This window comes from Streptomyces sp. NPDC005805 (assembly GCF_040630445.1).
In the GTDB taxonomy this organism is placed as follows: domain Bacteria; phylum Actinomycetota; class Actinomycetes; order Streptomycetales; family Streptomycetaceae; genus Streptomyces.
In genome coordinates, this window is sequence record NZ_JBEXXN010000120.1 from 1 (window position 1) to 2,301 (window position 2,301).

Below are 2,301 nucleotides of genomic sequence, written 5' to 3' on the forward strand. Positions count from 1 at the left end.
CCCCGCGGCGGCGAGATCATCGTCAACACGGACGAGTTCGCCAAGCGCGCGATGGCCAAGGTCGGCTACGAGACCTCCCCGCTGGAGGACGGCTCCCTGGACGCCTACCGGGTGCACCCGGTACCCCTGACCACGCTGACGATCGAGGCGCTGAAGGACTTCGACCTGTCCCGCAAGGAGGCCGGGCGCAGCAAGAACATGTTCGCGCTGGGCCTGCTGAGCTGGATGTACCACCGGCCGACGGAGGGCACGGAGCGCTTCCTGCGGCAGAAGTTCGCCTCCCGGCCGGCGATCGCCGAGGCGAACATCGCCGCCTTCCGCGCCGGCTGGAACTTCGGCGAGACGACCGAGGACTTCGCGGTCTCCTACGAGGTCGGCCCGGCCGGTTCCGCGTTCCCCCCGGGCACCTACCGCAACATCTCCGGGAACCTCGCCCTCTCCTACGGGCTGATCGCGGCGAGCCGGCAGGCGGATCTGCCGCTCTACCTGGGCTCGTACCCGATCACCCCGGCCTCCGACATCCTGCACGAGCTCTCCAAGCACAAGAACTTCGATGTGCGCACCTTCCAGGCGGAGGACGAGATCGCCGGGATCGGGGCGGCCCTCGGGGCGGCCTTCGGCGGTGCGCTGGCGGTGACGACGACCTCCGGGCCGGGCGTCGCCCTCAAGTCGGAGACCATCGGCCTGGCGGTCTCGCTGGAGCTGCCGCTGCTGGTGGTGGACATCCAGCGCGGCGGCCCCTCGACCGGCCTGCCGACCAAGACCGAGCAGGCGGACCTCCTCCAGGCGATGTACGGGCGCAACGGCGAGGCCCCCGTCCCCGTCGTCGCCCCGCGCACCCCCGCCGACTGCTTCGACGCGGCGATCGACGCGGCCCGGATCGCCCTGGCGTACCGGACGCCGGTGTTCCTGCTCTCCGACGGCTACCTCGCCAACGGCTCCGAGCCCTGGCGCATCCCCGACCTGGACGAACTGCCCGATCTGCGGGTCCGGTTCGCGACCGGCCCGAACCATGAACTGGCCGACGGCACCGAGGTGTTCTGGCCCTACAAGCGGGACCCGGAGACCCTGGCCCGGCCCTGGGCCGTCCCCGGCACCCCCGGTCTGGAACACCGCCTCGGCGGCATCGAGAAGCAGGACGGCACCGGGAACATCTCCTACGACCCGGCCAACCACGACTTCATGGTCCGCACCCGGCAGGCCAAGGTGGACGGCATCGCCGTCCCCGACCTGGAGGTCGACGACCCGGACGGCGCGCGCACCCTGGTCCTCGGCTGGGGCTCCACCTACGGGCCGGTCACCGCGGCGGTGCGCCGGCTGCGCCGGACCGGGGTGCCGATCGCCCAGGCGCACCTGCGCCACCTCAACCCGTTCCCGCGCAACCTCGGCGAGGTCCTGACGGCGTACGACAAGGTCGTGGTGCCGGAGATGAACCTCGGCCAGCTCGCCACCCTGATCCGGGCGAGGTACCTGGTCGACGCGGTGAGCTACACCCAGGTGAACGGAATGCCGTTCAAGGCGGAGCAGTTGGCCACGGCCCTCAAGGAGGCCATCGATGACTGAGACCACCGAGGCGCCCACCCTGCTCTCCCTCGTGCCGCGGGCCGAGGCCGAGCAGTCCATGAAGGACTTCAAGTCCGACCAGGAGGTGCGCTGGTGCCCGGGGTGCGGCGACTACGCGATCCTCGCCGCCGTGCAGGGCTTCATGCCCGAACTGGGCCTGGCGAAGGAGAACATCGTCTTCGTCTCCGGCATCGGCTGCTCCTCCCGCTTCCCGTACTACATGAACACCTACGGGATGCACTCCATCCACGGCCGGGCCCCCGCCATCGCCACCGGTCTCGCGACCTCCCGGCGGGACCTGTCGGTGTGGGTGGTCACCGGTGACGGCGACGCCCTCTCCATCGGCGGCAACCATCTGATCCACGCGCTGCGCCGCAATGTGAACCTCAAGATCCTGCTGTTCAACAACCGGATCTACGGGCTCACCAAGGGGCAGTACAGCCCCACCTCCGAGGTCGGCAAGATCACCAAGTCGACGCCGATGGGCTCCCTGGACGCGCCCTTCAACCCGGTCTCCCTGGCACTGGGCGCGGAGGCCACCTTCGTCGCCCGGACCGTCGACTCCGACCGCAAGCATCTGACCGAGGTGCTGCGCCAGGCGGCCGACCACGAGGGCACGGCGCTGGTGGAGATCTACCAGAACTGCAACATCTTCAACGACGGCGCCTTCGACGCCCTGAAGGACAAGCAGCGGGCCGAGGAGGCGGTGATCCGGCTGGAGCACGGGCAGCCGGTCCG

General features: G+C 70.2%; 2 protein-coding genes. Both read left to right on the top strand.

Going from position 1 to position 2,301, the window contains the following annotated elements:
• On the top strand, nucleotides 1–1,563 hold a 1,563-nt coding region (locus ABZ457_RS30595), incomplete at its 5' end, for a 2-oxoacid:acceptor oxidoreductase subunit alpha (RefSeq protein ID WP_359164327.1).
• A partial coding sequence (locus ABZ457_RS30600) for a 2-oxoacid:ferredoxin oxidoreductase subunit beta (protein WP_359164330.1) occupies nucleotides 1,556–2,301 on the top strand: 746 nt, incomplete at its 3' end. The genes ABZ457_RS30595 and ABZ457_RS30600, both read left to right, overlap by 8 nt.